General features: G+C 71.7%; 23 protein-coding genes. 4 read left to right on the top strand and 19 right to left on the bottom strand.

All coding sequences use genetic code 11. From position 1 onward, the window contains the following. The 3 genes from ACZ3HQ_RS06020 to panD all read right to left on the bottom strand — a co-directional run. A partial coding sequence (locus tag ACZ3HQ_RS06020; protein ID WP_467508422.1) for a trypsin-like serine protease occupies window positions 1-1,121 on the bottom strand: 1,121 nt, incomplete at its 3' end. A 958-nt stretch (window positions 1,122-2,079) separates the two neighbouring features. Further along, on the bottom strand, window positions 2,080-2,409 hold the full coding sequence (locus ACZ3HQ_RS06015; protein WP_467508421.1) for a GNAT family N-acetyltransferase: 330 nt from the start codon (window positions 2,407-2,409) through the stop codon (window positions 2,080-2,082). 31 nt (window positions 2,410-2,440) lie between these two features. Then, a complete protein-coding gene (gene panD, locus ACZ3HQ_RS06010) occupies window positions 2,441-2,860 on the bottom strand; it encodes an aspartate 1-decarboxylase (RefSeq protein WP_467508419.1) in 420 nt (139 codons plus the stop codon). Window positions 2,861-3,087: 227 nt separating this feature from the next. Here panD and ACZ3HQ_RS06005 point away from each other — a divergent pair, with 227 nt between their 5' ends. Continuing rightward, window positions 3,088-6,378, top strand: a complete 3,291-nt coding sequence (locus ACZ3HQ_RS06005; RefSeq protein ID WP_467508417.1) for a type ISP restriction/modification enzyme — start codon at window positions 3,088-3,090, stop codon at window positions 6,376-6,378. Here ACZ3HQ_RS06005 and ACZ3HQ_RS06000 read toward each other — a convergent pair. Next, window positions 6,373-6,792 (bottom strand): hypothetical protein, encoded by a 420-nt coding sequence (locus ACZ3HQ_RS06000; protein WP_467508415.1) that lies wholly within the window; start codon window positions 6,790-6,792, stop codon window positions 6,373-6,375. The genes ACZ3HQ_RS06005 and ACZ3HQ_RS06000 overlap by 6 nt on opposite strands. A 122-nt stretch (window positions 6,793-6,914) precedes the next feature. Beyond that, window positions 6,915-8,777: a hypothetical protein gene (locus tag ACZ3HQ_RS05995; RefSeq protein ID WP_467508413.1), complete on the bottom strand. Its 1,863-nt coding sequence runs from the start codon at window positions 8,775-8,777 to the stop codon at window positions 6,915-6,917. A gap of 63 nt (window positions 8,778-8,840) precedes the next feature. Between ACZ3HQ_RS05995 and ACZ3HQ_RS05990 the strand changes: the two genes are divergently transcribed. After that, complete coding sequence (locus ACZ3HQ_RS05990; protein ID WP_467508411.1) at window positions 8,841-10,019, top strand: FAD-dependent monooxygenase; 1,179 nt, start codon at window positions 8,841-8,843, stop codon at window positions 10,017-10,019. Window positions 10,020-10,258: 239 nt separating this feature from the next. Here ACZ3HQ_RS05990 and ACZ3HQ_RS05985 read toward each other — a convergent pair whose 3' ends face one another. The 6 genes from ACZ3HQ_RS05985 to ACZ3HQ_RS05960 form a co-directional block, all read right to left on the bottom strand. Then, window positions 10,259-11,053 (bottom strand): sterol desaturase family protein, encoded by a 795-nt coding sequence (locus ACZ3HQ_RS05985; RefSeq protein WP_467508409.1) that lies wholly within the window; start codon window positions 11,051-11,053, stop codon window positions 10,259-10,261. Window positions 11,054-11,091: 38 nt separating this feature from the next. Further along, on the bottom strand, window positions 11,092-11,670 hold the full coding sequence (locus tag ACZ3HQ_RS05980) for a FadR/GntR family transcriptional regulator (RefSeq protein ID WP_467508407.1): 579 nt from the start codon (window positions 11,668-11,670) through the stop codon (window positions 11,092-11,094). 185 nt (window positions 11,671-11,855) lie between these two features. After that, window positions 11,856-13,007: a galactonate dehydratase gene (gene dgoD / locus ACZ3HQ_RS05975; RefSeq protein WP_467508406.1), complete on the bottom strand. Its 1,152-nt coding sequence runs from the start codon at window positions 13,005-13,007 to the stop codon at window positions 11,856-11,858. A 33-nt stretch (window positions 13,008-13,040) separates the two neighbouring features. Continuing rightward, window positions 13,041-13,652 (bottom strand): bifunctional 4-hydroxy-2-oxoglutarate aldolase/2-dehydro-3-deoxy-phosphogluconate aldolase, encoded by a 612-nt coding sequence (locus ACZ3HQ_RS05970; protein WP_467508405.1) that lies wholly within the window; start codon window positions 13,650-13,652, stop codon window positions 13,041-13,043. Then, window positions 13,640-14,386: an IclR family transcriptional regulator gene (locus tag ACZ3HQ_RS05965; protein WP_467508404.1), complete on the bottom strand. Its 747-nt coding sequence runs from the start codon at window positions 14,384-14,386 to the stop codon at window positions 13,640-13,642. The genes ACZ3HQ_RS05970 and ACZ3HQ_RS05965 overlap by 13 nt, the downstream gene beginning before the upstream one ends. 4 nt (window positions 14,387-14,390) lie before the next feature. Then, window positions 14,391-15,299, bottom strand: a complete 909-nt coding sequence (locus ACZ3HQ_RS05960; protein ID WP_467508403.1) for a sugar kinase — start codon at window positions 15,297-15,299, stop codon at window positions 14,391-14,393. Between the two features lie 126 nt (window positions 15,300-15,425). Here ACZ3HQ_RS05960 and ACZ3HQ_RS05955 point away from each other — a divergent pair, with 126 nt between their 5' ends. Further along, entirely contained in the window at window positions 15,426-16,775 is a 1,350-nt protein-coding gene (locus ACZ3HQ_RS05955; RefSeq protein ID WP_467508402.1) for an MFS transporter, read from the top strand. Here the strand turns inward: ACZ3HQ_RS05955 and ACZ3HQ_RS05950 are convergent. Next, window positions 16,759-17,124 carry an STAS domain-containing protein gene (locus tag ACZ3HQ_RS05950; protein ID WP_467508400.1) on the bottom strand — a complete coding sequence of 122 codons (366 nt, stop codon included), beginning with the start codon at window positions 17,122-17,124 and terminating at the stop codon, window positions 16,759-16,761. The genes ACZ3HQ_RS05955 and ACZ3HQ_RS05950 overlap by 17 nt on opposite strands. Before the next feature lie 106 nt (window positions 17,125-17,230). Here ACZ3HQ_RS05950 and ACZ3HQ_RS05945 point away from each other — a divergent pair, with 106 nt between their 5' ends. Then, window positions 17,231-18,235: a helix-turn-helix transcriptional regulator gene (locus tag ACZ3HQ_RS05945; RefSeq protein ID WP_467508398.1), complete on the top strand. Its 1,005-nt coding sequence runs from the start codon at window positions 17,231-17,233 to the stop codon at window positions 18,233-18,235. Here ACZ3HQ_RS05945 and ACZ3HQ_RS05940 read toward each other — a convergent pair. The 7 genes from ACZ3HQ_RS05940 to ACZ3HQ_RS05910 form a co-directional block, all read right to left on the bottom strand. Continuing rightward, a complete protein-coding gene (locus ACZ3HQ_RS05940; protein ID WP_467508396.1) occupies window positions 18,226-19,167 on the bottom strand; it encodes an SDR family oxidoreductase in 942 nt (313 codons plus the stop codon). The two genes, ACZ3HQ_RS05945 and ACZ3HQ_RS05940, sit on opposite strands and share 10 nt — an antisense overlap. 47 nt (window positions 19,168-19,214) lie before the next feature. Further along, window positions 19,215-20,057 (bottom strand): SDR family oxidoreductase, encoded by an 843-nt coding sequence (locus ACZ3HQ_RS05935; RefSeq protein ID WP_467508394.1) that lies wholly within the window; start codon window positions 20,055-20,057, stop codon window positions 19,215-19,217. Window positions 20,058-20,121: 64 nt separating this feature from the next. Further along, complete coding sequence (locus ACZ3HQ_RS05930; protein WP_467508392.1) at window positions 20,122-21,018, bottom strand: sucrase ferredoxin; 897 nt, start codon at window positions 21,016-21,018, stop codon at window positions 20,122-20,124. Window positions 21,019-21,025: 7 nt separating this feature from the next. Continuing rightward, the gene (locus ACZ3HQ_RS05925) at window positions 21,026-22,231 is read right to left on the bottom strand and encodes a cupin domain-containing protein (protein WP_467508390.1); all 1,206 of its coding nucleotides are present in this window, start codon (window positions 22,229-22,231) and stop codon (window positions 21,026-21,028) included. Beyond that, on the bottom strand, window positions 22,228-22,623 hold the full coding sequence (locus ACZ3HQ_RS05920) for a BatC protein (RefSeq protein WP_467508389.1): 396 nt from the start codon (window positions 22,621-22,623) through the stop codon (window positions 22,228-22,230). Before ACZ3HQ_RS05920 ends, ACZ3HQ_RS05925 begins: the two co-directional genes overlap by 4 nt. A 73-nt stretch (window positions 22,624-22,696) precedes the next feature. After that, window positions 22,697-23,317, bottom strand: coding sequence for a lytic transglycosylase domain-containing protein (locus ACZ3HQ_RS05915; RefSeq protein WP_467508388.1), 621 nt, complete (start codon window positions 23,315-23,317; stop codon window positions 22,697-22,699). Window positions 23,318-23,408: 91 nt separating this feature from the next. Beyond that, entirely contained in the window at window positions 23,409-24,224 is an 816-nt protein-coding gene (locus ACZ3HQ_RS05910) for an SAM-dependent methyltransferase (RefSeq protein WP_467508386.1), read from the bottom strand. Window positions 24,225-24,391: the final 167 nt, after the last annotated feature.

Raw genomic sequence — 24,391 nt, 5'->3', positions numbered from 1 at the left:
ATCAGGTCCGCCTTGCGGTCACCGTCCACATCGGCGAAGTACAGCCGGCCCAGGTCGCTGCCGTCGAGGAAGCGGCCCCAGCCACCGGACCAGTTCGTACCCTGGTCCCAGTAGGTGCCACGGTTGGTACGGACGGCGATGTTGCCGTCGTTGGTGTGCACGATCATGTCGGCCTTGCCGTCGCCGGTGACATCGGCGAAGTACAGCCGGCCCAGGTCCTTCCACGTCACGAAGAGGCCCCAGCCGCCGGACCAGACCCGCCCGGGCCCGAAGCTGGTACCCAGGTTGGGGTACACCACGACGTCGCCGTTCGAGCGCAGGACGACCAGGTCGTCCTTGCCGTCGCCGTCGACGTCGGCCGAGTCGATCCGGTCGCGGTTACGGATGCTCTTCACCCAGTCCGCCAGATCGTCGACCCTGCCGTCCACCGCACCGGTCCGGGTCTCCGTCTCACCCAGGCATCCCCCCTGCCAGGAGAGACTGTGGATGGCGGTCAACTCGACCGAGGTGCCCGTGCGGCGCAGGGTCGGCCCACCGGTGTCACCCTTGCACAGCGCGGCTCCGTCCAGGCCGGTCAGGGCCACGGTGGTGTCGGTCGTGGAGTCCACCCCGTACTCGCCGGTGTGCTGCTGGTCGGGGACCCACTCGGTGGCGGTGCGCCCGAACCCGGAACCGAGCAGCGTCTCACCGGCCTGAGGGGCGGCGGTGGCCAGGGCCACCGGCTGGACCTCGGTGACGGGCTCGGCGAGCCGGACCATCGCCACGTCCCGGTCGGCACGCGGGACCACCTCGACGATGTCCAGGGTCTTCGCGCCCAGGGTCGCCTTGGACTTCAGCGCGGGCTTGCCCGCCTTGACGGGGGTACCGGGGGTGACGGCGAAGCAACTGGTGGCGGTCAGGAGCCACTGCTTGTGCACGAGCGCGCCGGAACAGCCGCGCATCGTGTCGCCCTCACCGATGACGAGCCTGGCAGTGAATGCCTGCTCACCCGCGGCCGCGGGCGGGCCTGCGACCGCCTGCGCGGGGGATGCCGCGGCGAGCAGGCCGACGGTGACCGCCAGGACCATACCGGCGGTCAGGGCACCGGGGGTCTGCCGGGTGCGGATTCCTATCCTGGGCACCGAAGGTTCCTCCTGTTTGGGGTAACGGACTCGCACAGTTCCAACTGCGGTTGACACAGGCCGCCGTGTTCCCCGCGAAGCGATTCTCGAAGGCGCGGAACACACAGGTCAGGTACATGTCTATGCGCGTCGCTGATGCTATCGAGCACTTCCCCCTCGGCGGCAGCGAAATGATCAAAAGGAAGAGCCGCGGCGTGGGCCGTTCTGGCCCATTAACGCGAATCTTCCCTTCCGCGCGGCCTTTTCGACTTACACACGTTCCAACCGCTTGCGCTTCACCTTCAACCCTGCGAAAATCGGATGAAACGTCAACGAGTGCGTCGCGCGGCCACATGCCGTGCCTGTCGCATCGTGATCTAAGCGTGACAAACGCAGGTCAGATGCGGGGCGCCGTGCGAGTGCCGGTCCGGTGCGTGCGCGATCGCGCCGCCGAAGGCGTCGAAGTGGGCGAGGGGCCGAAGCCGCGGGGTTCGCCCGAGCTACCGCGCTGCGCCGCTGTGGGCGCGCGAGTCCCGCCCGTCAACCCGATGTGCGGCGCGGCTCCGGATCGGAGTCACGCCGCACGGGGGGTGCAGGGCGGGGCCGCGGTTTTCCCAGGAGGGCCTCCAAGGCTCACCATCGGCTCGGCATGGAATCAGCGCGTACCGCTCAGCGGCTCAGCGGGGGTCCCGGTTCCGGGTTCGGCACGGGCTCCGGGCCCGGTGGGATGGGTGACGGGGAGGGGCCGGGCGGGACCGGGCCGGGGGCCGGAGGCGGGGGGCCCGGTGCCGGGGGTGTGGGCTCCGGGGCCGGGTCCGGGGGTGGCACCGGGGTGGGGTACGGGTCCGGTGGGGTGGGGCCCGGTGCCGGGGGGACCGGGTCGGGGTTCGGCTGGGTCATGACTGCCTCCGTGCGGTCGCCGGACTTCGTGGTGACCACCTCCCGACTACCCGCCGTACCCGACCCCACTCCCCCGCGATCAGTGACGTGCCCGCTCCTTCGCGGCAGCGATCAGCGCGGGATCGGCGGCGGGAGCCTCGTCGGGATGGCGCGCGGCCCAGGAGACGACGTACGGGCACAGCGGCGCGACCGCCACGCCCTCCCGCCCGGCGAGCGCGTACAGCTCACGGGCGAGGGACCCCGCGATGCCCTTGCCCTCGTGGGCGGGCTCCACGATCGTGTGAACGGGAACCAGGGCGCGCGCGGGCGAGTCCAGTACGAAGTACTCGATGTGCCCGACGACTTCACCCCCGGCGACGGCCTCCAGCCGCCCCGCCGCACGGTCATCACGAATCTCGACATCACTCATGGGCACGCACGCTCCTGGTCGTCGTCCACGGTCAGGCCGACACGGCCTGCGGACTGCGCTGCTGGTCGGAACCGGGCACCGGCTCGGACGCGTCGGCACCGAGAGCCACGATCCGGTTGCCCGCGTCGACATGCACGACCCTGGGCTTCAGCTCGCGCGCCTCGGCGTCGGAGACCTGAGCGTAACTGATCATGATCACCAGATCCCCGGGCTGCACGAGATGCGCCGCGGCCCCGTTGATCCCGATCACCCCGGACCCCCGCTCCCCCTCGATCACATAGGTCTCCAGCCGGGCCCCATTGGTCACATCCACGATGTGCACCAACTCCCCGGGCAGCAGATCAGCCGCCTCCAGCAGCTCGGCATCGATCGTCACCGATCCCACGTAGTGCAGGTCGGCCTGGGTGACGGTGGCGCGGTGGATCTTGGATTTGAACATGGTGCGCAGCATGAAAAAAGCTCCCGTATGTCTGCTTCCCGCCTGCCTTTGCAGGTCGAGTGCGATGGCTGCACCCTACTACCGCCCGTATGTCCGTCCGCCAAGCCATTGCGTGGGGCGCACCCTCACCGTGAACGAACTCCTGCACGCCCCTGCCCATTTGGATGTCGTTGTCCCATACTTCGCGACTAGGGGCTGGTCCCGGATCTAGTCCGGGGCCTGGGGGATGGGGGCGATTCATGGGTGACGTGCGTCTTCAGTGGCTTCAGGAAGCTGTTTCCGTCTTCGGCGGCGAATGCAAGCAGAACCTGTCCGGTCCGGGTGACCGGGAGGCCGCCATCCGCAGCCCTCTGGAGCGGCTCTTCCGCACCATCGCCGCACATCACGCCCGCCCGGAGATCGGCTGGCACCCGGAGACCCGCATCCCGCACCTCGGAGTACGGCCGGACTACGCCGTGCGCGTCGACAACGACGTGATCGGCTACATCGAGGTCAAGCGGCCCGGAAAGAGCATCGATCCCGGCTCATTCACCGGTCACGACAAGCGGCAGTGGGAACGCCTACGGGACCTCCCCAATCTGCTCTATACCAACGGAACCCACTGGCGGGTGTTCCAGTACGGCCTACAGATCGGCGAGGAACTCGTGCTCTCGGGGGCCCTGAAGAGCTCCGGGGCGAAACTGGCAGCCGTCGATCTCGCCGCCTTCGACGCACTCGGGCAGGCTGTGCTCTGCTGGAAGCCACCGAAGATCCGGCGTGTTTCGGTACTCGTCCAGCACATAGCCCCGCTGTGCCGCCTGCTGCGTGAGGCCGTACGGGAACAACTACGGGCCGAAGCCGCCCTGAACGCGGCCGACTCCGCGACCGAGCGCCCTTTCACCGGTCTCCGAAGCGACTGGCGCCGGCTCCTCTTCCCCACGGCGGACGACGCGACCTTCGCCGATGGCTACGCCCAGACCGTCACCTTCGCCCTGCTCCTCGCCCGTACCGAGCGCATTCCGGTCACCGACACGAGCTTCCACGAAATCGGCCGCCGTCTCAACGCGGGCCACGCCCTGATGGCCAAGGCCCTCCAACTGCTCACGGACAACGTCAACGAGCGGTTCGAGGTGACCCTGAACCTCCTCGCCCGTACCGTGGCCGCCGTCGACTGGGAGACCATCCGGCAGGGCAACCGGGACGCCTATCTCCATCTTTACGAGTCGTTCCTGTCCGTCTACGACGACAGCCTCCGGCAGCGCAGTGGCTCGTACTACACCCCACATCAGGTCGTCGAGGAGATGGTCCGGCTCGCAGAAGAGGTGCTCCGGACCCGCCTGGGCAAGGCGCACGGCTACGGCGACGAGAGCGTGCACATCGTCGACCCCGCGATGGGCACCGGCACCTACCTGCACACCGTCATCGAGCGGGTGGCGCGCCAGGCGGCCGAGCGGCACGGCGACGCCATGACCCGCGATGCGATCGGCAGGCTGGCCGAGCGGCTTTACGGTTTCGAGCTCCAGATGGGCCCGTTCGCCGTCGCCGAACTCCGGGCGGCGGACCTGCTGAAGAAGCATGACGCTCCGCTGCCACCGGGCGGACTCAACCTCCACGTCACGGACACGCTCGACGATCCCTTCGTCCAGGAGGAGCAACTCGCGTCGACGTACGCGGCTCTCTCCGTGTCACGCGCCCGCGCCAACCACGTCAAGGCCAACGTCCCTGTCACCGTCGTCATCTCCAATCCGCCGTACGACGACAAGGCGGAGAACCGAGGCGGCTGGATCGAGAAAAGGATGAAGGGTCAGGGGCGCCCTCCACTGGACGACTTCCGGTATCCGGGAAATGGCCGCTACGAGCACGCGTTGAAGAACCTGTACATCTACTTCTGGCGCTGGGCCACGTGGAAGGTCTTCGACGCCCATGCGGACGACCGGCACGGCGTCGTCTGCTTCATCACCCCCTCCGCGTTCGCCACCGGCCCCGCCGGGCGGGGCATGCGTGACTATCTGCGCCGGACGTGCGACGAGGGGTGGATCATCAACCTTTCCCCGGAGGGGCAGCGCTCGGACGCGGCCACGCGGGTGTTTCCGCATGTCGCCCAGCCGTTGTCGATCTGCGTGTTCGTACGACGGGCGGATCATGACGCCGAGCGCCCCGCGCGCGTTCACTACCGGGCCGTACACGGCAGGCGGGCGGAGAAGTTCGCCCAGCTCCGAGAGGTGCGGCTGGATGACGGAGGGTGGCGGGATGCGCATGCGCTGGGGGTGCGGCCGTTCACTCCGGCCACGTTGTCGGGGTGGGATGACTACCCGGCACTGGATGAGTTGTTCCCGTGGGGAAGCCTCGGCATCACAACTAACAGGTCCTGGGTCCACTCACCGGCCGAATCCGTTCTAAGGCAGCGCTGGGTGCGTTTACAGGCAGAGGAGGTCCTGGAGGACAAGGCCGTGTTATTCAAGGAGACCGACAGCCGCAGTCTCGACTCGCGACCAGCAAACCTGCCGGGGTTTCCGCACTCTGATCACAGCATGCTCGATGAATATCAGGGCCAGCCGAGGCTCTTACGAATCGGGCTACGAAGTTTCGACCGCCAGTGGCTCATCGCCGACAACCGCGTCATCGACCGGCCTAGGGCGGAACTATGGGAGTCCTTGCAGCCGGGGCAGGTCTTCCTCAATCAGCAGAGCAGCCATGAGATCGAGAGCGGTCCCGCGCTAGTGGCGACCGCATTGTTACCCGACACTCACCACTTCAACGGCCGGGGCGGCAGAGTGCACCCGGTACTCCACCCCGACGGCACCGCCAACGTACCCACCGGACTGCTCCGGTACCTGGCCGGCGCCCTCGGCGTCGACGGCGTAACCGTCCACGACCTCGCCGCTTACGCCGTTGCAGTCGCCGGACACAGCGCGTTCACCGAGCACTTCGCCGAGGAACTGCTCACCCCGGGCGTCCGGTTACCCCTGACCCGCGACCCGGCGCTGTGGAGCGAGGCGGTCCGCCTCGGCCGTGAGTTCTTGTGGGCGGCGACGTATGGCGATGTCGGCACCAGCCCGGCCGGTCAGGAAGGCGTCGCCTTCCCTGCGGGAGACGCCCGACAGGTGCGGTATCAGACCGGGATCGGCACGACCGTCCCTGAGACTCTCAGCTATGACGCGGACACCTGCACCCTGCACGTGGGCCCGGGCACCTTCACGAATGTGCCTCCCGAAGTCTGGCACTACGAAGTCGGCGGCATGTGCGTCGTCAAGAAGTGGTTCGGCTACCGGAAGGCCTCTCCGACCAGTCGGAAGACGAGCCCGCTCGACGACATCCACGTCACGTCGTGGCCGAGCGAGTGGACCGTGGAACTGATCGACCTGCTCTCCGTGCTTCGACGGCTGGTGGACCTGGCACCCGCGCAGCAGGCACTCACGATGAAGATCGTGGGTTCACCCGTGATCACCGTCGCCGACCTCACGTCGGCGGGCGTCCTCCCGCCGCAGCCGGGGGCATCTCGCGCGCGGCGTCGCGTCGTTCTGGACTTCGGCCAATCGGACGAGTCATGAGCGGTCGGCGTCCACCTGCCCCACGCGAACGTAGGAATTCGCCTGCTCCAGAGTCCATGCCCCCTCCGCGAGTCGCCTCAGGGCGAGCCCGGCGGGTCGGGGTGCCGCGCCGGCCGACACGGTCTCGGCGAAGGACACAACCGAGCTCAGGCGAGCGGTCAGTTCGTCGCACTCCGCCGCCCGCACGGCCGCAGCTCCGAGCGGGGTGAGCGAGAGACTGCCCAGGTCGCCGCCACGCCGCTCCACCAGTCCGGCCCACAACAGGCCGGGCAAAGATTCTTCGATCTCGTCCGGGTTGAGGTCGCGCGCCAGGTAGGACTCCGGCGCCGCTTCGGGAGCCGGTAGGTCGCACAGATCCAGTTCCTGCAAGAGATGTTGTTGAAGCGGCGAAAGCCGACCGCTGGGAACAAGCATGCCCCCGAGTATGACCCCTGCCGTGCCCGATGGCGGGCAGGACGCAGAACTGCGCAACGGCTGGCGTGGGGCCCCGACAAGTCCGTGGTGATGCCGGCCGCCGACCGCCCCGACGGTCCGTTCTAGTCGTCCAGCAACGTCTCCAGGTCCGCTCGATCCCAGCCCGCCTCGACCAGTACGTCCATCGCCGTGGTGTCGCCCAGGGCGAGGGCCGCTGCGGCGGCGACCTCTGGGTGGGGGTCGGACGGGGCCGGGTGGCTGCCGAGGGCGGTGGTCAGTAGGGCTGCTGCTGTGCGGGTCGTGGGGTTGGGGTGGCGCAGCAGGTCCGGGATGAGTCGGGGGAGGGAGGTCAGCAGGTTGCGGGATGCCGTCAGCCAGGGTTCCTCTGGCGCTTCCGTGCGCATCGCGGTGGCTATGCGTAGCGCCAGGCCCAGGACTCGGCGGCGGACCGGGCAGGGGTGGGCGCCTACGTCGATCTCCGCGCCGATCTGGGTCAGGTAGATGAAGGAGAGGATCGCTGCCGGGCGCAAGTGGCCGCTCGGAGTGAGTAGTTCGTTCAGGGTGGCGAACGCCTGCTCCGCGATCTTCGCGTCGTGCGACAGCAACTCCCCCAACAGGCGCGGGACCTCCGGCTCCGTCTCCTCGAACGACACCAAGCTCAGCATCAGTTCACGCGCCGGCCACAGCGCGTCCGCGTCGAGTTGGAGCACCGCCCGCCCGTCCGGCCCGCCCACCAGCAGACGCAGGTCTGCGGACAGGTACAGGGAGACAATGCCGGGGCCAAGGTCCAGGTCGGCCCGTTCGCCCGACTCGATGTCCCACAGGGACACCCCCGCGTCGCACCAGGACGCAGCGAGTACCGGCCCGTTGGTCGTGCGGGCCGAGGTGAGGGCGGTGAGCGCCGGGCTGCGGCGGTCCACCTCCAGCGGGGCGTTCCCGCTTTCCGGCATCGAGAGGTGCAGGCTTCCGTCCTCGTACCCGGTCGCCACCAGTGGGCCCTCGTCCGGGACGTCGATGCGGGTCAGGGCCGTCAAGGGGCTGGTGTGGGCAAAGGGGGCTTCCGGCTGCGGACGCTCGGAACGCAGGGGCTCCGCTGACACCGATACCACCTCCCACCGGCCATCCCCCGCCCTGAACCCCAACCCCCGAGGCCCCTCCGTCACCGCGCAAGGCGGCTCGATCCGTCCCGCCCAGTTCACCCCCATCCGCTCCCCCAGCCGCACCAGCGCCTCGGCGGTGCGCGCGTGCACGGTCAGTTCGTGGTCGCCGTACCCCGCGTCGTGGAAGACCAGCGCGTCCGGGGCCCCGTACACCGTGATCTTCTGGGCGAGTTCGCGCCAGGGCAGGAAACCCAGTGGGGGCAGCTCGGACCTGGTCCAGGCGACGATCCGGTCGGTGTCGTCGTCGGCGTGGACGGTCCAGCCGTAGTGCGCGGGCAGGCGGTGGACGGCGAGTTGGAGGAGGAACTCGGAGATCGAGCGCGCCTGGAGCTGCCACCCGTCCTGCGAGTCGCTCACCAGGACGCGCGGGTCGGACAGCCCGGCGTCGGCCGCCGGGTAGCCCCACTCGTTGCAGTACTCGTACTCGGCCTTGAACACGTACACCCGGCGGTCCGCGCCGGCCGGGACGAGGGTGCTGTCGGCGGGGAGGGCGGCCGAGGTGCCGTAACCGGTCGGGTCCGGGCGCGGTGTCGGCGGGTACTCGGGGTTGGTCCAGTACAGGCGCGGGCTGTGGACGAAGGAGTTGTACGGCAGCGCCCACCACTCGTCCAGCGCGGCCGGGATCGGCAGGTCCGGCGACGTCACCGGCTCGTGCCGCCAGTCGTCCGCGTCCGCCGAGTCCTCGTACCCCCACTCCTCCTGGAACTGGCGCAGGAGTTCCCAGCGCGGGGCGGTGTCCGTGAAGCGAATGGCGTGCTTGTCCGCGCCGGGCCTCGTACTGGCGAGCCGGGCCGCGAAGGCGCCGTAGTCGATCATGCTGTCCACCGGCGACAGCCTAGAAGACGACGGACCGCATCCGGTCGGGCCGCCACAGCCGAAGGGGTAGCCATGAGGAATCCGCAAGCGGTCGTCTCCGGTGCCAGCATCGCCGGGCTCTCCGCTGCCTACTGGCTGAGAAGCACCGGCTGGGAGGTCACCGTCATCGAGCGGGCGCCCGCCTTCCGGGACGGCGGGCAGAACGTCGATGTACGGGGCGTCGCGCGCGAGGTGCTGGACCGGATGGGTCTCTTCGACGCCGTGAAGGCACTCAACACCACCGAGACCGCAGCGGTGTTCGTGGACGAGCGGGGTGACGTCACCGTCGAACTGCCCTCCGACGGGCCGGACGGCGCCACGGCCGAACTGGAGATCCTGCGCGGCGACTTCGCCCGCGCGATCCTCAACCATCTGCCCGACGGCGTCGAGATCGTCTACGGCGACACGATCAGCGACACCACTGAGGACGAGGACTCGATCACCCTCACCACCACCGCCGGCCGCGTCCTCCGCGCCGACCTCCTCGTGATCGCCGAAGGCGTCCGTTCGGCCACGCGGGACCGGCTCTTCGACGGGCTGGTGGACCGGCGAGCGCTCGGGGTCAACATGGTGTTCGGCACCATCCCGCGCACCGCCGCCGACGACGACCGCTGGCGCTGGTACAGCACGGTCGGCGGCCGCCAGGTCCATCTGCGGCCCGACAACCACGGCACCACCCGCGCCATCCTCGCCTGCGCCGACGCCGAGGACCTCGCCCCGCTCGACCGCGCCCGCGCGCTGGCCCGCGTCCGCGCCCGGTACGCCGGTGCGGGCTGGGAGGCGGAGCGGGTGCTGGACGGGTTCGACGCGTCCGAGGACGTGTACGTCGACGGTCTCAGCCAGATCCGGATGCCCACCTGGCACCGCGGCCGAGTCTGCCTGGTGGGCGACGCCGCCTGGTGCGTGACCCCGATGGGAGGCGGCGGCGCCTCACTGGCCCTGACCAGCGGTTACGTCCTCGCCGCCAGTCTCTCCACGCACTCGAACCCCGAGGCCGCCCTCACCGCGTACGAGAGCTGGATGCGGCCCCTGGTCGACGCCGTGCAGAAGCTCCCGCCCGGTGTCGTACGGCTCGCCTACCCCCGGACGCGCGCCGGGCTGGCGACGCGCACGCTGGTCATGAAGGCCCTCACCTCTCCGCTGCTCGCACCCCTCACCGCCCGCCTCACCCGCGTCGCCGACACGGACCGCCCGCTGCCGCCCATCGCCTGAGTCGGCGCGAACCCGACCGCCCGCCGGCCCCCGTCGCCTGACTCAGCGCGACACCAACCGCCCGCTGCCACCCTCCCCCGACTCAGCGCGACACGGCCCCCCTTGCCGCCCATCGCTCGACTCAGCCCGACACCCACCACCCGCTGCCGCCTCTCCCCCGACGTAGCCCGACACCCTCCGCCCCCTGCCGCCATCGCCAGACTCAGCCCGACCCCCACCGCCCCGCCGCCCCTCCCCACTCAGCGCGCCGCCGGTGCCCAGCCGGGCGGGCCCAGCAGGTAGCCGGCGCGGTCGCGCCAGGTGCGGGCCGCGCGGACGTCGCGCCAGGTGGCCGCGTACTCGTTGAAGGCGACGCGGAGCGGGTTGTGGGTCTCGATGTTCTTGGTCAGGCCGTAGACCACGTGCTCGCCCTCGGCCTCGAAGGTGTCCAGCAGGCGGTCCCAGACGATGAGGATGCCACCGTAATTGCGGTCCAGGTAGACCTGGTTGGAGCCGTGGTGCGCGCGGTGGTGGGACGGGGTGTTGAAGACCCACTCCACCGGCCGCCACAGCCTGTCCACCCGCTCGGTGTGCAGGAAGAACTGGCAGACCAGGCTGACCGACTGCTGGAGCAGGATCATCCAGGGCGGTACGCCGAGCAAGGCGAGCGGCAGCCAGAACGGCAGCGTCGTCATCGGCGTCCAGCTCTGCCGGAGCGCGGTCGACAGGTTGAAGCGCAGGCTGGAGTGGTGCACCACATGGCCCGCCCACAGCACCCGCACCCGGTGGTGGGCGCGGTGGAAGACGTAGTACGCCAGGTCGTCGGCGAGGAACAGCAGCAGCCAGGTCCACGGGGAGGACGGCGGGAGGTGCCAGGGGGCGACGGTGAACGCGGCGGCGAACACCACGACCGTCACCGCCTTCCACGGCAGCCCGATGACCTGGCTCCCGGCGCCCATGGACATGCTGGTGACGGTGTCGCGCAGTTCGTAACCGCGTTCGTCGTCGTCGGGGAGGAAGCGGTACGACAGTGCCTCCACCACGACCAGGAGCACGAACGCGGGTATCGCGTAGACCCACGGCCGGGATCATGTCAGTTCACCGCTTCCGGGGCTTCGGTGGGGACACTGCGGGACAGCAGCTCGCGGGCGAGCCGTTCGGCGGCGCGGGACTCACGGACCGCGATCAGCGTCCCTAGCCGCAAGTGGGCCTCCACGTCCAGGAGTTCGTCGGCGCGCAGGGCGTCAGGCACTTCCGCGACCGGGAGCGCGCCAGTGACCAGGCTGTTGAAGGCCAGCAGGTAGGCGATGTTCCCGGAGCCCTCCACGATCAGCCGCCACCAGGCGACGTCCGCCTCACCCAACTCCGTGAGATCCGGGCCCTGCAGGGCGTAACGGCTCGCGGTGTCCATGATGTGCGCGGCGGCCCGGTCGGAGCAGCGCAGTGCGCACAGGCGGGCCGCGTCGGCGCCGACGCAGGCGCGCATCTCCAGTGCGTCGCGGGTAAGTTCGGCGGTCGTGGGGCCGGTGTCGGCCGCCGCGAGGCCCAGCGCGAGGTCGAGTCCGGCGGTGCGCCGCCAGTCCAGGGCGACGGTGTGGCCGCCGTGGCTGACCTCGACCAGCCGGGCCTGCTGGAGCCGCTTCACGGCCTCGCGGACCGCGTGCCGGTGCACGGCGGACTCGGCGCGGGCGGGGAGCCGGGCGGGAGTGCCCCGCCGGGAATCCGGTCGCGCGGTGCGGGGTAGAGCTGGTCGGAGACCGCCTCACGCCGTACGGGTGAGGGAGTCGCGGCGAACAGAGTGGGTGACGGCCGGGCACTGGTCGACTGGTGGAACCGGACCGGCCGTCGCACCCCCCCTCACCACTCCGCGAAGGAGCCGTCCGCGTGTCGCCAGACCGGGTTGCGCCAACGGTGGCCGTTCTCCGCGGCCCTGGCGACGGCGTTCTCGTCGATCTCGATGCCGAGGCCGGGCGCGGTCAGGCGGGCCATGTGGCCGTCGGTGGTGTCGAAGTCGAACACGGAGGTGTCGACGAGGTAGTCACCGAGGTCGGAGCCGACGTTGTAGTGGATGCCGAGGCTGGTCTCCTGGATGAAGGCGTTCGGACTGGCGAAGTCCACCTGGAGGCAGGCCGCGAGCGCGATGGGGCCCAGCGGGCAGTGCGGGGCGAGTCCCACGCCGTGCACCTCGGCCTGGGCCGCGATCCGGCGCACCTCGGAGATGCCGCCGGCGTGCGAGAGGTCGGGCTGGGCGAGCGCGATGCCGGAGCGCAGGACCGGGTCGAAGTCCCAGCGGGAGTAGAGGCGTTCGCCGGTGGCGACCGGGATGCTGGTGGCGGCCGTGAACTCGCCGTACCGCGAAGTGAGTTCGGGCAGCAGCGGTTCCTCGATGAACATCGGCCGCAGCGGTTCCAGCGCGCGGGCGAGCTGCTTGGCCAGGGCGGGCGAGGTGCGGCCGTGGAAGTCGATGGCGACGTCCCCGTCCTCGCCCATCACCTCGCGCACGGAGGCGACGCGGGCGAGGACGGCGTCGATCTCGCGGGAGGTCTCCAGGTGCCTGAGCCGGCCGCCGACGTTCATCTTGACGGCCCGGTAGCCCTGTTCGAGGCGCCGGGCCGCGTGTTCGGCGGCCTCGCTCGGGTCGTCGCCGCCGATCCAGGAGTACATCCGCATCCGGTCCCGGACGGCGCCGCCGAGCAGGTCGTGCACGGGGACGCCGTGGTACTTGCCCTTGATGTCCCACAGCGCCTGGTCGATGCCGGACACGGCGGACGACAGGACCGGGCCGCCCCGGTAGAACCCGCCCTTGGTCATGACCTGCCAGTGGTCCTCGATACGCAGCGGGTCCTGGCCGGTGAGGTAGTCGGCGAGTTCGTCCACGGCGGCGGCGACGGTGTGGGCGCGGCCCTCGACCACGGGCTCGCCCCAGCCGGTTATCCCCTCGTCGGTCTCGATCTTGAGGAAGAGCCAGCGGGGGGCGACGAGGTAGGTCGTGAGTGCGGTGATCTTCATGGGTGCGGCGGCTCCTGTCTGCGTGCGGGTGAGTCAGTGCTTCAAGAGGTCGGCCAGACGGCGGAGCTGGTCCGGGTCCTCGAGCGCCGAACCGACGGCGACGACCTTGGCGCCCGCCGCCAGGTACGCGGCCGCGTTCGACGCGTCGATGCCGCCGGTGGCGACGAAGGGCACCTCCGGGAAGGGCCCGCGCATGGCGCGGAACCAGTCCGGGCCGAGCACGCCCGCCGGGAACGCCTTCAGCCAGTCCAGGCCCAGCGCCCGCGCCGCCTGGACGTCGGTGGCCGTCGCCACGCCGGGCAGATGCGGCAGCCCGGCATCAAGGCCGGCCCGCGCCACCTCGGTGTCCAGCCCCGGCGCCACGGTGAAGGCCGCTCCGGCCGACACCGCCCACGCCAGCCGCTCCGCCGTGGTGACGGTGCCCGCGCCGACCGGTTTCCCCCGCTCGGCGCCCGCCTCCACCACGGCGGCGAGGACCTCGGCGGCCTCCCGGCTCTGCACCGGCACCTCGACGCACTCGATGCCCAGGTCCCAGGCCCGGGTAGCCAGTTCGACGGACCTGTCGAGCGGCATCCCGCGCAGGATCGCCATCACCGGCGCCCGCGCGAAGAGTTGGTCGAAGGACAGGGGGTTCACGGTCGCCATCCCAGCTCCCTGGAGATCGTCTCTGCGGTGGTGGCCAACTCGGGCAGCACGTCCCGCTCCAGCGCGGCGAGGTCCGCCTTCGCCCTGAGCGCGGTCACGGAGACGGCCGCGATGACCTCGCCGCCGCTGTCCCGTACGGGTACGGCGACGCAGTTCACGTAGTCCTCGTACTCACCGTCGTCCACGGCGAAGCCGCGCGCGCGGGTCTCGTCCAGCGCCTTCCGATAGGCGGCAGGGTCGGTGATCGTGGTGCCGGTGTGCGGGGCGAAGTCGCAGCCGGCGAGCAGGGCTTCGGCCGTGGGGCGCGGCAGATGGGCGAGGATCGCCTTGGCGACACCGGCGGTGTGCAGGGTCACGGGCCGGCCGATCTGGGAGTACAGGCGCACTCCGTCCACCGGGTCGACCTTGTCGACGTAGACGATCCGGCCCCCCTCCAGCGCGGCCAGGTGCACGGTGTGGCCGCAGTGTTCGCCCAGCGTCCGCAGGTGGCCGGCCGCGATGTCCTTGAGTCCGAACTGCTCCAGCGCGAGTTGGGCGAGCCCGGCGAGCCGGTGCCCCACCGCGTACCGCCCGTCCGGCAGCCGTCGGGCCAGCCCGCCCTCGGTCAGCGACTCCAGGATGCGCAGCGCGGTCGAGCGGTGCACGCCGAGGTGGTCGCCCACCTCGGTCTGGGTGCGGGGGCCGCGGGCGATGAACTCCAGGATGTCGATGGCCCGTCTCACCGTCTGTGACATGGCGTCAGTTCCCTTCCAAGGTGTCGGCGGGCACATAGTCCTCGATGCTGCGCAGGGTGCGCCCGGCGAGGCGGTGTCCGAGGGCGAGCCGCCCGGCGGCCCCGGAGCCGTGCAGGAGTCCGCTCAGGTATCCGGCGGCGAAGGCGTCTCCGGCGCCGACCGCCTCGATCACCTCGACGGCGGGTGCGGGAGCGAACTCCCGTCCAGAAGCGCTGAATTCGGTGGCGCCGACCTCGCCGTCCTTCACGATCAGCGTGCCGCGGGACGCGAGGTGGGCGTGGATCTCCTCTGCCGTGGCGGTCCCCCACAGCCGCTCGCCCTCGTCCCGCCCGACGAACACGAGGTCGGCCCGGCGGGCCAGGTCGCGCAGCACCGAGCCCGCCTCGTCCGGTGAACCCCACAGCGCGGGCCGGTGGTTCACATCGAAGGACACCAACACCCCGGCTTGCGCGGCCCGTTCCATGAGCAGCTCCACCAGCTCCGCGCACCCCGCCGACAACGCGGGCGTGATCCCCGTCAGATGCAGCAGCCGCGCCCCGGCCAGGTCGACGCGCTCGGCGTCCTCGGGCCCCATCCGTGAGGCCGCCGAGCCGCGCCGGTAGTAGTGCACACGGGTGCCGTCCGGCCCAGGGTCTTTGAGATACAGGCCGGTTGGCGCGTCCGGGTCGACCCGCACCCCGCCGACATCCACCCCGCGCCCGCCGACAGCCGTGACGATCCGCCGCCCGAGCGGGTCGTCACCGACCCGGCTCACCCATGCGGCCCGGTGCCCCAGGTCGGCCAGGTACTGCGCCACGGTCGACTCGGCCCCCGCGACGGCGAGCCGCAACTCCCGGCTGTGTTCCAGCCGTTGGCCGTCGGCCGGGGTGACCTGCGCCATCGTCTCGCCGAGGCAGACCGTCGTACCGGTCATCGCGATCCCCTCCATTGACATGCGGCTGTGGCCGTGAAGAACATTAGCAGCCCTCGCGCAACAGGCGTGCACATGTTGCAACAAGCAGGGCGCACGAGTCCCCGACCGATGGTGAAAGGGAGTGCGATGAGCCCGACGACGAGCGCATCCGCCCGCCAGGAATCCGCCCCGCGTCCGCCGCTGAGCCCACGGGCGCGTCAGCGCAGAACGGCCGCCGCGAGTGTCGTCGGGTCGATCCTGGAGTGGTACGACTTCTTTCTCTTCGGCGCCTGTGCCGCGATCGTCTTCAACAAGATCTTCTTCCCGTCGATCTCCCCCTTCGCGGCCACCCTGGCCTCCTTCGCCACCTTCGGACTCGGCTTCGCGGTACGCCCCGTCGGCGGGCTGCTCCTCGCCCACCTCGGTGACCGCATCGGCCGCCGCCCGGTGCTGATCCTGACCGTGGTCCTGATGGGCGCGGGCACACTGGCCATCGGCGCGCTGCCCACGTACCACCAGATCGGCATCTGGGCGCCGGTGCTGCTCGTGCTGTGCCGGATGATGCAGGGCTTCGGCGTCGGCGCCGAACTCGGCGGCGCGTACGTCATGTCGACCGAGGCCGCCCAGGAACACAAGCGCGGCTTCTACGGATCGCTGCCCGGCGCGGGCGAGTTCATCGGCGTCGTCATCGCCTCCGGCGCGGTCGCCGCCGTCTCCACGCTGCCCGAGGACGACTTCCTCAGTTGGGGGTGGCGCATTCCGTTCCTGGCCAGCGCCCTGGTGGTGGTGATCGCGCTGCTGATCCGCAACGCGGCGCCGGAGTCCGAGCAGTTCGAGGCGGCCCGCGCCGGCGGCCGGCGGGAGAAGCTGCCCGTGCTCGCCGCGATCAGGGCCCGGCCCAAGGCGATCGCGCTGCTCATCGGCTCCGGCTGCGCCACCGCCATCGCCTCGTACGCGATCCAGGGCTATCTGCCGAGCTACCTCACCAACCAGCTCGGTCTGTCGTCCGGCACGGCGGTGCTCGGCATCACCATCGCCTCGGCGGTCTCGATCCTCACGATCCCGCTGGCGGGCGCGCTGTCCGACTGGGTGGGGCGCAAGCCGGTGATGATCGGCGGGGCGGTGGCGATCACGCTGTTCGCCTACCCGTTCTTCCTGATGGTGGACACGCGGGAGCCCTGGCTGATCTACACGGCGATCACCGTCGCCTTCGCCCTCTTCCTGAACTCGATCTTCGCGGTCGCGGGCACCTTCTACGCCGAGTCGCTGCCCACCGAGGTCCGGTACAGCGGGCTGGTCTTCGTGCGTGAGATCAACGGCGTCATCTTCGCCGGGACTTCGCCCTTCATCGCCACCCTGCTGGTGGGCGCGGGCGGGGACCGGCCCTGGTATCTGGCCGCGTACATGGCGGCGGCCGGGCTCGCCAGCGCGCTGTGCACCTGGCGGCTGCCGGAGACCGCGCCGGTCCGCACCAAGGGTCCTACCGTGCGCGTGTGAGCGTGGCCTCGGCCGCCTCCGGGCTGGGGAAGGTGGGCAACACCTCGGCGGTGCCGGTGACTTCCAGCATGCGGTCCACGTACCGGTTGGTGCCCAACAGTCCGACCGGGCGCTGCCGGCGGGTGGCGAGAAGGTGGTTGACGAGCAGGGAGTCGGCGAAGCTCAGATGCCGGAGGTCGTACACGAGCGGGCCGGGGAAGAGGCGCAGGGCGTCGGCGGTGGCACGCTCGACCCGGTCCATGAAGGCCAGGTCGAGTTCCCCGCGCAGTTCCATCACCCACACCGAGCCTCGCTGTGCGGAGGCGGACACTCCTGTTCCGCCGCCGTCGTGCTGTTGCTGGGAGTACATGCGCACGAGCATTCCGTATTGCTTGACCTATGACAACAGTGCGTGTCCCTGCTCTGCCGGGGAGGCGCGGGACGCCCCCGCCTCCCCGGTGCACGATGCTTGACCCATGCGTGCCGCCCGTCTGATCCGCATGGCGCTTCTCGTCCAGTCCAGCCCCGGCCTGACCGCCGACGCCCTCGCCCGTGAGCTGGACGTCTCCCGGCGTACGGTGATCCGCGACGCCCAGGCTCTCCAGGAGGCGGGCGTCCCCATCCGCGCCGAACGCGGCCGCGCGGGCGGCTACCACCTGGCGCCCGGTCACCGCACCCGGCTGACCACCCTGCACCCCACCGAGGCCGAGACCCTCTACCTCTCCGGCCTGCCCACCGCCCTGCGCGACCTCGGCCTCTCGGACGCGGCGGACACCGCCCGGCTGAAGCTCTCCGCCACCCTGCTCCCCTCGCTCCGTGCGGCGGCCGAGTCCTCGGTGCGCCGCTTCCACCTGGACGCCCCGGCCTGGTTCCGCGAGCCGTCGACCCCCGAGCTGCTGCCGGAACTGGCCCGCGCGGTGTGGTCCGACCGCACCGTCGAGATCACCTACGCGCGGCCGGGCCGGGACGACGCGGTGACCCGCCTGCTCCAGCCGTACGGGCTCGTGCTGAAGGCGGGCGTCTGGTACGTGGTGGGCAGGGTGCCGGCCGGGCGGGACGGCACCTGGCGCACGTACCGTGTCGACCGGGTCACCGCCCTCTCCCCCACGGACGACGAACCCTTCGTCCGCGACCCCGGCTTCGACCTGACCGAGTACTGGCGGACGAACGCGGAGGCGTTCGCCCGCACGCTGCTGCGGACGACGGCCACCCTGCGCCTCACCGAGCGCGGGCTCGGCCGGCTGCCCGCCGTCGCCGACCCGGCCGGGGTCGCGGAGGCGCTGGCGTCCGCGAGCGGGCCGGACGCCGAGGGCCGGGTGACGGTCGAGCTGCCGGTGGAGTCGGAGGAGGTCGCGTTCGCCCAGCTCAGCGAGTTGGGCGCGGACGTGGAGGTGCTGGCCCCCACGGGCCTGCGGGCACGCTTCCGCGCACACGCGCGGGACCTCGCCGCGCTGTACGGCGTGACCCCCGGTCAGCGGTAGTCGTCGGGGGTGCCCTCCTTGCCGCCGAACTTGACCTCCTCGAAGTAGGCCCAGGCGTCCGGCCGGCTGCCGTCGACGTCCGTGAGGTCGTAGGTCTGGGCGAGTTCCGCGCTGGAGGTGGACCTGCCGTTCCAGCGGGCGGCGCGGCCGGGATCGGCGGCGAGGGCCGCGATGCCGCGGGCGAGGTAGGCGGGCGACTCGGCGGTGGCGAAGTCGGGTTCCTGGGCGATGGCGTCGCGCCAGTTCTCCTCGGTCACGCCGAAGTGGGCGAGCATCTGCTCCGAGCGCAGGAAGCCGGGCGTGACGGCGACGGCCGTGCCGCCGTACTCCGCGAGTTCCTCGCCGAGGCCGAAGGCGATGCGGAGGGGGGCGTTCTTGGCGAGGTCGTAGTAGAGGTTCTCCCGGTACCGGCGGTTGTAGACGGCCGTGCCGTCGGTGACCTCCACGTGCAGCGGGGCGTCGGAGCGGATCAGGAGCGGGAGGGCGAGCGCGGCGGTGATGACGTGCGAGCGCACCCCGAGTTCCAGGATGCGCAGGCCGTCGTCGAGCGGGGTCTCCCAGCTCTTCTTGCCGAAGACGGAGTTGACGAGCAGGTGTTCGCCGCCCCAGAGGTCGTTGACGAGGATGTCGAGCCGCCCCTGCTCGCGGTCGATCCGCGCGACGAGCGCCCGGACCTGCTCGGGGTCCAGGTGGTCGGTGGGTACGGCGATCCCGGTGCCTCCGGCGGCCGTGACCAGCTCCGCCGTCTCCTCGATGGTCTCGGTGTGCCGCCCGACTTCGCTGGCCCGCTCGCGGGTGGTGCGTCCGGTGACGTAGACGGTGGCTCCGGCCCGGCCCAGCTCGACGGCCATCGCCCGCCCGGCGCCCCGGGTGGCCCCGGCGACGAGGGCGATGCGGCCGGCGAGGGATGGGGTGAGGTCTTGTGTGGTCATGCTTCCACGGTGCACGCCAAAGGTGTCAGATCACGTCACCTTTGTTTTCACGTCGCGTCGATTTCCCCGCTGACCACCGAGTACGCCGTGTCCCGGTGCGCCTCGTGCTCCGCCAGGCGGGCGGTCAGGGAGGCGTGGATGTCGTCGTACGTGTCCGAGCCGAGGGGCAGGCGCAGCGGGGCCGCGCCGGAGTCGGCCAGGTCGATCATGGCCTGGGCGATCCTCTCCGGGGAGTTGGGCAGGACGAAGGTGCCGTCGGTGAGGGCCCGGCGGATCTCGCCGGCCGGGGTGGTGGCGTACTCCGGCATGGGCGGGGCGGTGTACAGGGAGGCGCCGAAGCCGGTCGGGGTGGCGCCGGGTTCCACGATGGTGAGGGCGATGCCGAAGGGGGCGATCTCCCGCGCGACCGTCTCGCAGAAGCCCTCGATGCCCCACTTGGAGGCGTGGTAGTAGCCGAAGCCGGGATACGTGGTCTGGCCGCCCGCCGTGGAGACCTGGAGGATGCGGCCGCGGCCCTGCGCGCGCAGGTGGGGCAGCGCGGCGCGGATGACGTGGATGGAGCCGAGCAGGTTGGTGTCGATCACCCGCCGGATCTGCTCCTCGCCGGCCTCCTCCACGGAGCCGAAGACGCCGTACCCCGCGTTGTTGACGACCACGTCGATCTCGCCCAGGTCCGCGAAGGCATCGGCGACGACCCGCTCGGCCTGCTCCGGGTCGGTGACGTCGAGACGGGCGGTCCACAGCCGGTCGCCGTACTCGGCGCGCAGGTCGTCCAGGGCCTCGGGGCGGCGCAGGGTGGCCGCCACCCGGTCGCCGCGCGCGAGCAGCCGCTCGGTGAGGAGGCGGCCGAAACCGGACGAGGTGCCCGTGATGAACCAGGTGCTGTTCATGGTGTTCCTTCCGGTGAAGTCGCCTTTCCACACTAGGAGTTGACGTGCACTCGAAGGCAAGCGGTCAGGCCGGGCGGATGGAGCGCACCTCGTAGGAGACCGCCGGGCTCGGTACGGGGCCCCGGCAGGTGAGCCGGTAGGGGGCCGTGCGGTGGGCGTGCACCTCGATGTCGAACGCGGTCGGGCGGGGGGCGTGCAGTTCGACGCGGATGCGCCAGTCGTCGCCGTCGCGGGCGGTGCCGGTGACCGTGTAGTCGTGCCGCCCGGCCGGACCGTAGCGGGCGAGCAGCGCGGCGACGGCGACCTGCTGGGGCGGGGCCAGGTCGGTGTACCCGCGCAGGAAGTCGGGGTGGATGCGCCCGGCGAGGTGCTCCCCGACCACCTCCACGGCCGAGGCGGGGTCGAGGAGGCCGTAGTACGTCCCGTCGGGCACCACGACCACGTTGGCGGCGAACCGGTCCCCGCCCACATGGGTGCACTCCCAGACGAGGTTGGGCCACCGCTCGCTGAGCGCCCGCGCCACGGGACGGCCGCGTACCGCGCAGCAGATGTCGTGCTGTCCGTGCGCGCAGACCAGGACGACCGGCGGCTGGTCGAGCAGGCCCGGCGAGCGGAGGGCCCCGGCGATCTCCACGAGGTCCTGGTCGCTGCTCCAGGTGCCCCAGCGCTGGCGGTAGGCGCCCGACCGCTCGTAGTGCAGTACGGCCCAGCGGCCGGGCCCCTCGGGTCTGGGACGGGCGAGCCGCCTGATGAGGAAGATGCGGGCCCGGACCTCGTGGGCGGCGGCCCAGACGTGGGCCTTGACCACCGGGTCGAGGTCGATGCCGTCGTAGCCGTTGGTCGGCCAGGCACCCCGGTACTCGATCAGCACCCAGACCGTGCCGCGCGGCGCGGTGCCCGCGAGCCAGTCGCCGCGTATCCGGGCGGCGTCGGCGCAGAAGAACCGGTCGGTGGTGGTCACCGGGCCGCTACTGTCCGCCCGGCAGCAGCACGCCCGCCCGCAGCAGCCGTCCGGCGAGGGGCAGCCCGAGGTCACCGGCGGTACGGACCTCGCCGTCGAGCAGGCGGGCCACGGCGGGCAGGTCGGCCTCGGGGAAGTCGAGCCAGCCGACCCGTGTCATCAGGCGGGCCCCTTCGAGCCGGGCCTCCAGGGCGTCGCGCAGGCGTACGGGCGACTCGGGGGCGAGGGCGTCGACGGCGGCGAGCTGGGCCAGCGGGCCGAGCGGCGCCGGACGGCCCTGGCCGCGCCGGGTGCGGTGGAACAGCGGGGCGGGGTCGGCCTCGGCCACCGCCGCGGAGAGGCGCTCGCGGACGCCGTCCAGCACCTCGGCCGTGGCGTCCGCGCCGAGCGGCAGCGTGGCGCGGGTCCAGGGGTCGTCGCGCAGCGCGGCGAGGGCGGCTTCGGCGAGCTGTTCGGCCAGCGCGTAGCGGGTCCAGACGTGGACGCCGAGGGTCAGGTGGATGGAGACGTCGCCCTTGGCGCGGGCGGCGTGCAGCCAGCCGCGCGGAAGGTAGAGGACGTCGCCGGGCTCCAGCACGGTGTCGATGTACGCGGGCCCCTCCGCCGCCTCGGCGACGGCGGCCCGGCGGTCGGTCCAGGGCTGGTCCCGGAGGGGATCGTGGTGGACGGGTTCGTGGACGAGCCAGCGCTTGCTGCCCTGGATCTGGATCACGAACACGTCGTGGACGTCGTAGTGGTCGTCGAAGCCCTGGCTCTGCGGCGGGGTGATGTAGGCGTTGGCCTGCACCGGGTGCCCCAGCTCGGCGCCGAGCGCGGCGCACAGCTCCCCTACCGGGGCCCAGGTGCGCTGGAGGGCCTGCAGGACGAGGGTGGCGCCGTCGGCGAACAGCCGCCACAGCGCGGTGTCGTCGAGCTGGTCGGAGATGGTGGCGCCGACCCCGCCGGGCGAGGTGTAGGACGACTCGGGGAGCACGGTGCCGTTCTTGGCGACGCGGAGGAAGGGCGTGCGCAGGCCCCGGCGCGCGAGGAGTTCGTCCACCGCGCCCGCGTCGAACACGTCGGAGAAGTCGCTCGCGTGCCGGGTGAGCAGCGCGGTGCGCGACCAGACGTCCCGCGCGAAGGCGTCACGGCCGAGGCCGGTCAGACGGCGCTCCAGAATCCCGGCACCCGTGGGGGTGCCGGGATCACGGGAGTCGCCGGCCGGGCCGGTCAAGCGCCGCCGTCCGCGCCGCCGTCGGCACCGCCGTCGTGGACACCGGGTACGCCCGCGGCGCCACCGTCGGCCGGACCTTCGGCACCGTCGTCGGCGCCGCCGTCCGCACCGCCGTCGTGCACGCCGGGGACACCGGCCGCGCCACCGTCGGCGGGACCCTCGGCACCACCGTCGGCTCCGCCGTCATGGACGCCGGGAACGCCGGCCGCGCCACCGTCCGCGGGACCCTCGGCGCTGCCGTCCGCACCACCGTCGTGGACGCCGGGAACGCCCGCCGCACCGCCGTCCGCGGGACCCTCGGCGCTGCCGTCCGCACCGCCGTCGTGGACGCCGGGCTCGCCCGCCGCACCGCCGTCCGCGGGGCCCTCGTGCTGGTGATCGGAAGTAGCCACAGTTCCTCCTCGCCGTCGCCGTGGTGGACCCTCCGGCGGCGCGTACGTGCCGGCTGGGCCCCTCCGACTACCGTCACCCAGAAACCGGCCGTCTGCATCCGGGAGGCCACGGCGGGCGGCGGTCAGGGTCGCGCGGCCTGCCGCCCTCGGCCAGCGCGTCGGCGGCCCGGCCCCGGTAGGCGCGGTAGCGCCGCAGGTACGACCGCGCCATGGGCCCCGGCGGGACGCCCCGGGCGAAGGCCCGCATGTTCCGTTCGCCCGCGTTGTAGCCGAGGGCGAGCAGCTCGTCGCGGGTGTACCGGCGCGCATGGGTGCGCGGGAGGGCCCGGTCGAGGTCCCTCAGATGCAGGGCGGCGACCCGGACGGCGAACGCGGGATCGTCCCGCAGGTCCTCCCAGCGCCCCGACAGGCCGTGGGCGCGCCGGACCGACTCGAAGGCCGACTTGTGCATGTTCGCCACACCGAAGGAGGCACCGGGCTTCCACCACTGCCAGAGCCGTTCGAGGAGCGGATGGTGCGGTTTGTACGCCTCGTTGTGCAGCACCGTCATCAGCAGCACCGGCGACACCCCGGCCGCGTCGGCGCCGCGGGCCACGGTGCCGGCGTAGTCGGCCGGGTCGTAGCCGCCGGGCAGCAGGGGCGGGGTCGGGGCGCGGCCGGGATCGTGCGCTTCCCGCGTCGGTCTTCTGTCCATGAGCACGGCCTCTCCCTGCCACCAGCCGGGACGGCGGAACGCCCGCCGTCCTTCTGGCCACCAAGTGCCCGTGCGCCCCGCCCTCAATCCCCTACCTGGGGGTGGTGCGGCCGACTCCGGCGTACACCCAGTACTCGGTCGGGTTGTCCGGCAGGGCCCCGGCCGGGTCGGGACGCCACAGCGGGACGTGGACCAGGCCGGGCTCGGCGAGGTCGAAGCCGTCGAAGAGGCCGAGGATCTCCTCGTACGAGCGGGCGGTCACCGGGGAGGTGGCGCGGGACCGGTAGAGCTGTCCCACGGCGGCGGCGGTGTCGGGGCGGTCCTGGTTGGTCGCGTGGGACATGGCCAGCCAGCTCCCCTCGGGCAGCGCGTCCCGGAAGGCGCCCACGAGGGCGCGCGGGTCCTCCTCCGGCGTGATGAAGTGCAGGATCGTGATCATCAGCACGGCGACGGGCTCGCCGAAGTCGATCAGCCTGCGGAGCTGTGGCGAGCGAAGGATGTCGGCGGGCCTGCGGATGTCGCCGTCGACGATGTCCGCGCAGGGGTTGTCCGCGAGGAGGGACGCGCTGTGCGCGACGGCGACGGGATCGTTGTCGACGTACACCACACGGGCGTCCGGGTCGGCCGCCTGGGCCACCTCGTGGACGTTGCCCTGAGTGGGGATGCCGGAGCCGAGGTCGATGAACTGCCGCACCCCGGAGTCGATCAGGAAGCGCACGGCCCGGCCGAGGAAGTCCCGGTTGGCCCGTGCGAGAGTCCGCACCCGCGGGTCGATGGCGGTGAAGGCGGCCACCGCCTCCCGGTCGATGGCGAAGTTGTGCTGTCCGCCCAGCATCGCGTCGTACATCCGGGCCACGCTCGCCTTGCCGGGCTCTGCCCCGGAACCTGCCACCGCACTGTCGGGCATCGCAACTTCCTTCTCTGGTACATGATTTGACGATGCATCATATAGTTGCCCGGAACGACGAGCGACGCCTCGCCCCGCCTCCCCCGGCCCGGCGCGCGGCCGGTCGCCCTCTCCCCGGAAAGGCACGACTCTGCGGAACGACCCGCGCAGCCGCATCGACGGACCGC

This window comes from Streptomyces sp. NPDC018263, from assembly GCF_055562575.1.
Note: the sequence above shows the minus strand (reverse complement) of the source record. Positions and strands in the feature narration are given on the sequence as shown.